At 62.5% G+C, this 6,678-nt stretch carries 6 protein-coding genes and 2 tRNA genes; 3 read left to right on the forward strand and 5 right to left on the reverse strand.

Annotated features, from left to right (window positions below; genetic code table 11):
• Window positions 1-194 precede the first annotated feature (194 nt).
• Window positions 195-1,616 (forward strand): MFS transporter, encoded by a 1,422-nt coding sequence (locus HMPREF2682_RS04770; RefSeq protein ID WP_070831849.1) that lies wholly within the window; start codon window positions 195-197, stop codon window positions 1,614-1,616.
• A gap of 133 nt (window positions 1,617-1,749) precedes the next feature.
• Window positions 1,750-2,703: a histidine kinase gene (locus tag HMPREF2682_RS04775; protein WP_070831852.1), complete on the forward strand. Its 954-nt coding sequence runs from the start codon at window positions 1,750-1,752 to the stop codon at window positions 2,701-2,703.
• A gap of 117 nt (window positions 2,704-2,820) precedes the next feature.
• Here the strand turns inward: HMPREF2682_RS04775 and HMPREF2682_RS04780 are convergent, their stop codons facing one another.
• From HMPREF2682_RS04780 to HMPREF2682_RS04790, 3 genes are all read right to left on the reverse strand, one after another.
• Window positions 2,821-3,927 carry a UDP-N-acetylmuramate dehydrogenase gene (locus HMPREF2682_RS04780; protein WP_049356311.1) on the reverse strand — a complete coding sequence of 369 codons (1,107 nt, stop codon included), beginning with the start codon at window positions 3,925-3,927 and terminating at the stop codon, window positions 2,821-2,823.
• A gap of 236 nt (window positions 3,928-4,163) precedes the next feature.
• On the reverse strand, window positions 4,164-4,625 hold the full coding sequence (locus tag HMPREF2682_RS04785; RefSeq protein ID WP_049353811.1) for a MaoC family dehydratase: 462 nt from the start codon (window positions 4,623-4,625) through the stop codon (window positions 4,164-4,166).
• Window positions 4,625-5,077, reverse strand: a complete 453-nt coding sequence (locus tag HMPREF2682_RS04790; protein ID WP_005504824.1) for a MaoC family dehydratase N-terminal domain-containing protein — start codon at window positions 5,075-5,077, stop codon at window positions 4,625-4,627. Before HMPREF2682_RS04790 ends, HMPREF2682_RS04785 begins: the two co-directional genes overlap by 1 nt.
• A 202-nt stretch (window positions 5,078-5,279) precedes the next feature.
• Between HMPREF2682_RS04790 and HMPREF2682_RS04795 the strand changes: the two genes are divergently transcribed.
• On the forward strand, window positions 5,280-6,281 hold the full coding sequence (locus HMPREF2682_RS04795; protein WP_070831855.1) for an LLM class flavin-dependent oxidoreductase: 1,002 nt from the start codon (window positions 5,280-5,282) through the stop codon (window positions 6,279-6,281).
• A gap of 183 nt (window positions 6,282-6,464) precedes the next feature.
• On the opposite strand, the gene HMPREF2682_RS04800 is transcribed toward HMPREF2682_RS04795, so the two are convergent.
• Both HMPREF2682_RS04800 and HMPREF2682_RS04805 read right to left on the reverse strand, forming a co-directional pair.
• Window positions 6,465-6,536 (reverse strand) — tRNA-Thr (locus HMPREF2682_RS04800).
• Between the two features lies 1 nt (window position 6,537).
• Window positions 6,538-6,611: transfer RNA gene (locus tag HMPREF2682_RS04805), tRNA-Met, on the reverse strand.
• Window positions 6,612-6,678 lie beyond the last annotated feature (67 nt).

A 6,678-nucleotide genomic window follows, 5' to 3' on the forward strand; every position in this document is an offset into this window, starting at 1 on the left:
CGGGCGGCGGTGGTTAGAGAATAGCACCCGCCGCTGGGTGGGTGCTGTGAAAGATTTCTTCATGTTGAGATTTTTCCGTCATCTTCAAAATTTTTTCGTTTCAATAGTGTTCAAGTCGAAAGTACCTTTATACACTGTAAGGGAACAATTCACCCGGCACTTGTGCCTAAACACTAAGGAAGCGACCCACTACCGTGTCCTCCTCACGTCCCGCATCGACGGACTCACACCGCACCAACGCCGCTGCGCCCACCAGCACCACTGCACCCACCGCGGAACGCACGGCACCTCCCACGCTCAATGAGCGCCTCGAAAACCTCCCCTTCACCCGCGCCCACGGCAAGCTCCTGGGCATCTCGGGTCTCGGCTGGGCACTCGACGCCATGGACGTCGGCCTCATCTCCTTCGTCATGGCAGCCCTCATCAAGGAATGGCATCTGAGCCCCACCGAAGCCTCCTGGCTCGGATCCATCGGCTTCGCCGGCATGGCGCTCGGCGCAACCTTCGGCGGTCTGCTCGCCGATAAGCTCGGCCGCCGCTACATCTTCGCGCTCACCCTGCTGATTTACGGTCTGGCAACCGGCGCCTCCGCGCTTGCCACCTCGCTGGGGCTACTGCTGGTCTTCCGCTTCCTGGTCGGTTTGGGCCTGGGCGCGGAACTGCCGGTGGCATCTACCCTGATTTCTGAGTTCTCGCCGCGCGCTATTCGTGGCCGCGTCGTGGTCGCCCTTGAGGCGTTCTGGGCTGTCGGCTGGATTCTCGCCGCGCTCATCGGTACTTTCGTTGTTCCCCAGGCAAACGGCTGGCGCTGGGCGCTTGCCATCGGCCTGGTCCCCGCCATCTACTCGCTGGTGATTCGCATGGGAACCCCCGAGTCCGTGCGCTTCCTGGAATCCGTCGGTAAGCACGATGATGCGCGCCGCGTCGTCGAGCGTTTCGAGGCGTCCCCCTCTCTCTTCCCCAATGCTAAGAAGACAGAGGACTCCGCGGAGCACGGCGCCGTAGAAAGCGCCGACAACGCCGAGTCCGCCAAGGTCCACTCCATCTGGGCTGCCGGTCAGCGCCGCAAGACCATCGCCCTGTGCGTCATCTGGTTCTGCATCAACCTCTCCTACTACGGCGCGTTCATCTGGATCCCGACTCTGCTGAGCGCCCAGGGCTTCAGCCTCGTCAAGTCCTTCGCGTTCACCCTCATCATGACCCTCGCCCAGCTGCCCGGCTACGCGGTCGCCGCCTACCTCATCGAAAAGTGGGGCCGCCGCGCAACCCTCGCCGCATTCCTGCTCGGCTCCGCCCTCGCAGCGGCTGGGTACGGTATGGCGCACACCGAGGTATTCATCATCCTCGCCGGTTGCATGCTCTCCTTCTTCAACCTCGGTGCGTGGGGCGCCCTCTACGCCCTGAGCCCGGAGATTTTCCCGACCCACCTGCGCGGAACCGGCACCGGTGCCGCCGCCGGTATTGGTCGTATCGCCTCCATCGCGGCGCCGCTCATTGTGCCGCCGCTGGTCGCTTTCGGTGGAACCCCGTTGCTCTTTACGCTCTTCTCCACCGCGTTCCTGGTAGCGGCAACCACCGTGTTCCTGCTACCTGAGCGCCGCGGCGAGTCCCTCTAAACGAGCCGCCCACCCCACACTATGAGCTGTCCCTTCTGAACACTCTTTCCGAGCATTCAGAGGGGACAGTTCATTTGTCATAAAAGCCGCATATCCATGCACCAAAACCTCAAACTATGAGAGGATAACGTCTATGCTCGATTCCTTCCTCTCCAGCCCCTACCGCACGGAGTTCAACCCCTGGCCCGTCAGCGAACACTACGCCGCCGAACGCGCCGGTGGTGTGCCCGAAGCCATGCTGCTACCGGGAGAACTCACCGTGCACCGTAGCGACGGGGCACGAATGAGCTACTACCTGGACTGGCCCGAGGAATTCACCGAATACACCCGAGCCGTTCCCCTGCGCCCGCGCAGCAAGAACGGCTACCCGCAGGACTTCACACTCAGCGTCGCCGTGCGCGACGGTCAAGCGGTCTTCACCGCCACCGCCCTCAGCTTCTGGGAGCAGCGCGACGGCCGTCCCCACGATCGTGAGCCCATCGCTCGCGGCTACGTGGATGTGGCGTCCTACGAATCCTGCGAGGAGTACGCCGGTAGTTCCGCAGCCCTCATCGGCTGGGATATCGCCGACCTCTACCCGGCACGCATGGCGCTCATCCGCGCCCTCTGCGAAGGGATCGCCAGAAGCATCACCATGGACGCCCGAATCCTCGCGGACGGCGAGGTGCAGGTCGACCACAAGGACGGGGATCTGCTCGCCCTGCACGTGAACGCGGTCAGCACGGTAGGTGGTATGGTTCGCGCCCTCGTCATCGAGCAGGACCGTGTGCCCAGCGGCGTGTCTACCGACGCTTCGGAGCGTACCGACCTGCAGGCGCGCGCCTACTACGCTAATGTGCTTTCCCCCGTTCCGGGCGAGTTCGGCAACCTTGTCTGGTCGCATAGCGAGGACGCGGAATACTACCCGTACCGTCCCACGCGTCACAAGCCGATTTTCCACGCCCCCAGCCCGCCGCAGAAGCTTCCGCTGGCAGTTCAGGTGTTGATGGAGCACCTGCCTGCCGCTCCCCTGGCAGCAACGCGCACAGCCCCCAAACGCAGGCCCTACCTGCCGGGACAGGCGCGCACCTCCTCCCCTCGCCACTAGCTCAGCGGGTCAATACAACGCTTCGGGCGGCCTCTGATACAGAGACCGCCCGAAGCGTTTATTCTGAAGCGTTTATTCTATGCGTCCTAGCGCTACGAGAGGCGGGAAGTTGAGCGTTTAGATTTCGCCGTTGACCACGACAGGCTCAGGGACCAGGGTCACGCCAAAACGTTCACGCACGCCGTCGCGCACAGCGCGGGCGATAGCGAAGATGTCCTCAGCGGATGCGCCGCCGCGGTTCGTAATCGCCAGGGTGTGCTTGGTCGACAGGCTCGCGCGGCCCTGGGCAATCTCGCGGGACTCGCCCTCCAGACCGAAGCCCTTATCGAAGCCTGCGTGCTGAATCAGCCATGCAGCCGAAAGCTTCACGTGATCGGGGTCCTCGACACCGGCGGTGAACGGGGAAGTCTTCACAACCACCGGGAAGTTCGGGGCACCCTCGGGCAGGGACTCCAGGGTCGAGCGGGGCACAATCGGGTTGGTGAAGAAAGAACCGGTGGAGAAGGTGTCACGGTCCTCGGGGTTGAGCACCATGCCCTTGGAGCCGCGCAGCTCCAGCACCTTTTCACGAACCAGCGCAGAGTCGGCGCGCTCGCCGGGCTCAACACCCAGGCTCTTCGCCAGCTCGGCGTAGCGAATCGGGGAAGAGAGGTTGCCGAGGGTGAACTGGAAATCAACAGTCAGCACCACGTAGCGGGGCGAGCCGTTGACGGTTGCGCGCTTGAGCACCGAGTCGCGGTAGCCGAAGCGCAGGTCTGCGCTCGCGAAGGTCTTCCGAGTGTTCTTTTCACGGTCCCAGGTGCGTACGGAGGCGATGAACTCGCCCACCTCCACGCCGTAGGCGCCGACGTTCTGCACGGGGGTCGCGCCCACGGTACCGGGAATGCCGGAGAGGGCCGCGGGGCCGACCCATTCGTTCTCGATGCTGAGCTTGACGAAGTCATCCCAGATGGTGCCCGCCTGTACGCGCACGTTTGCGCCGCCGCATGCGGGGATGGGCAGAACCTCTACGCCTTCGGAGGCGATGTGCACGACGGTTCCGTTGAAGCCTTCGTCGGAAACCAGCAGGTTGGAGCCGCCGCCCACGATGAGGACGGGTTCGCCTGAGGCGTCTGCAGCGGAGACTGCTTCGATAATTTCTGCTTCGGAGGTGGCGCGGACGTAGGTCTTAGCGGGGCCGCCTACCTGGGCGGTGGTCAGTTCGCTCAACAGCTTTTCAGTCATAGGTTAAGAATACCGGTCGTTGTGCGGGGTCGACACCCACCATGCGTTAAAGTCACGAAAACCTTATGGTGATTTTGCCTTCATTTTCCGTCGCACCTTTCTCAGAAAAACGCCACCACCCCGCCGATAAGCGCACAAAATCGGTGAGCGCGCAAAAGCCCCGGCACCACCGCATCGGGTAGCACCGAGGCCTTCACGCAAGCTATCTGCGAGCGCAGAAACTCTACGCCAAGAGACTACGCCGAAAGACGAACCACAGCCTGGCTCTTCATCAGAACCTTCTGTTCCTTGCCTTCCTCGTCACGAGCGGTGACAGTCAGGTCAATGCGGGCGGTGCGCTCCTCCTCGTTCAGGGCGCCCACCTTACCGCTGATGGTCAGGGCGTTCGTGGGGGTGTCGGGGTTTTCGCCGCCGGGCGCATCCGCCACGGGAACAGGCTTGGTGAAGCGAGTCTGGTAGTCCACAATCGCGCCGGGGTCGCCCACCCAGTCACTCACGAGCTGCACGGCGGTACCCATGGTCAGCATGCCGTGAGCAATCACACCGGACAGACCCACCGACTGGGCAAAACGCTCGTTCCAGTGAATCGGGTTGAAGTCACCCGAGGCGCCAGCGTAACGCACCAGCGAAGCGCGGGAGAGCTCCACGGTACGCGAACCGATTTCCTGGCCCTTTTCAAGATCTTCAAAACGCACCATTAGTTCTCCTCCTCAGCACGAACCAGCAGGGAAGAAATGCAGGTGGTGACCGGCTCGCCCTGCGCGTCAACGATTTCTTCGCGGGTGGTCAGCATTGCGCCGGCGCCCATCACGCGCACGGAGTCCACGTGGACTTCGGTGCGCAACTCATCACCGGCAACGATGGGGCGGTGGTGAGTGAAGCGCTGGTCGGCGTGCACCACGCGGGAGAAATCAATACCGGCGGAATCGTCGTTGATGAGTGCCGCGTCGGCTGCCTGCGCCAGGATGATGGCGAAGGTCGGCGGGGCAATCACATCTGCGTACCCTGCCGCGCGGGCTGCCTCAACGTCGTGGTGGAGGGGGTTTTCTGCGTGAACTGCTCGGGCAAATTCGCGGATCTTTTCGCGGCCGACAACGTAGGTGTTCTCGGACGGGTAGACCCTGCCCACAATCTCAGGGTTAATGCTCATGGTTTCAGTCTACAGCTCTTGTGCACAGTGTTCAGCTTGGGCGCACAGAGTGGACGGCGCTTCGAAGATTCAGAGGGTACCCGCGCAGTATTTCGTCGCATTATTTACCTGCTAGCGAAGGCGCGCAATATGCCCCTACACTTCTCGCCCAGGCGAGAGTAGGCTGAACGGGTACCTGCAATCTATTTCAGAAGGAAAACTTGTGTCTTCTAACGTAAAAATTTCGGTTCTTGACCTGATGCCGCACCGCTCCGACCAGAGCCAGCATCAGACCATGCTCAACACCATCGATGCGGCGCGCGCGGCTGAGTCCTACGGCTACGAGCGTTTCTGGGTCGCTGAGCACCACAACGCCGGTTCCCTGCTGTCCTCGGCGACCGTGGTGGTCATGGCTGAGATTGCCGCCGCCACTGAGCGTATTCGCGTGGGTTCGGGCGGCATTATGCTCCCCAACCACGCACCCTACGTGGTGGCGGAGCAGTTCGGCACTCTCAACGCCTTCCACCCCGGTCGTATTGACCTGGGTGTGGGTCGTGCGCCCGGTACCGACCCGATGACCGCCGCCGCCCTGCGCCGCGACGATTCTGCCGCCATGAGCTTCCCCGCCGAGGTGCAGCAGCTGCAGCGCTTCCTGGACGAGCCCTCCCCCATGCACCGCGTGCACGCCATTCCCGGCCAGGGCTCGAAGGTGCCCCTGTACATTCTGGGTTCTTCCCTGTTCGGTGCGCAGCTTGCCGCACAGCTGGGTCTGCCCTACGCGTTCGCTTCGCACTTTGCCCCCGCGATGCTGCAGGAGGCGGTAGACACCTACCGCGCAAACTTCAAGCCCTCGGAGCACCTGGAACAACCCTACGTCATGGTGGGTGCAACCGCGATGCTCGCCGATACCGATGAGCGCGCACGCTACCTGTACACGAGCCAGCAGCAGCACTTCCTGGGCGTGGTGCGCGGCAATCTGTCTTTCGCACCTCCCGTGGAAGATATGGACGCCGTCTGGACCGACGCGGAGAAGATGCACATTGAACGCATGACCGCCGAAGCAATCGTAGGTTCCCCCGCGACCGCGCAGGCTCGTATTGAGGACCTGGTGGCGCGCACGGGCGCTGATGAGCTCATCGTCATGACCGAGGCGTGGGAGCACGAGGACCGTCTGCGCTCCTACGAGCTGCTGTCCCAGCTGCCGGTGGTGCGCCGCGCCTCCTAACGCTTTGATCAGAGCATAAAGACGAAGCCCCCGAGTATTTTTCTCGGGGGCTTCGCTATGCCCGGTATCGAGCCGCAGGGCTGAGTACTATTGAGCGCCTGCAGACCGGGCTTCAGGCAAAGAAAATAGGCAGACAAAATTGGCAAACAAAAAAGCCTGCCTCCGAAGAGACAGGCTTATCTGAGCCCCGACCGGGAATCGATCCCGGGACCTCCATCTTACCAAGATGGCGCTCTACCACTGAGCTATCGGGGCGTAGCGGTGGACGGGCTCGATCCGTCGACCTCACGATTATGAGTCGTGCGCTCTAACCAGCTGAGCTACACCGCCACATCATTAATACGTGCTCTCGCATGAATTAATGAGAGAGCCCCGACCGGGAATCGATCCCGGGACC

This window comes from Rothia sp. HMSC061D12 (genome assembly GCF_001836735.1).
Lineage (GTDB): Bacteria > Actinomycetota > Actinomycetes > Actinomycetales > Micrococcaceae > Rothia.

Bases quoted from the DNA above. Each gene is read 5' to 3' on its own strand.
- HMPREF2682_RS04785 (WP_049353811.1), bottom strand. From the start codon at position 4,625: ATGGTGCGTTTTGAAGATCTTGAAAAGGGCCAGGAAATCGGTTCGCGT.
- HMPREF2682_RS04780 (WP_049356311.1), bottom strand. From the start codon at position 3,927: ATGACTGAAAAGCTGTTGAGCGAACTGACCACCGCCCAGGTAGGCGGC.
- HMPREF2682_RS04790 (WP_005504824.1), bottom strand. From the start codon at position 5,077: ATGAGCATTAACCCTGAGATTGTGGGCAGGGTCTACCCGTCCGAGAAC.
- HMPREF2682_RS04775 (WP_070831852.1), top strand. From the start codon at position 1,750: ATGCTCGATTCCTTCCTCTCCAGCCCCTACCGCACGGAGTTCAACCCC.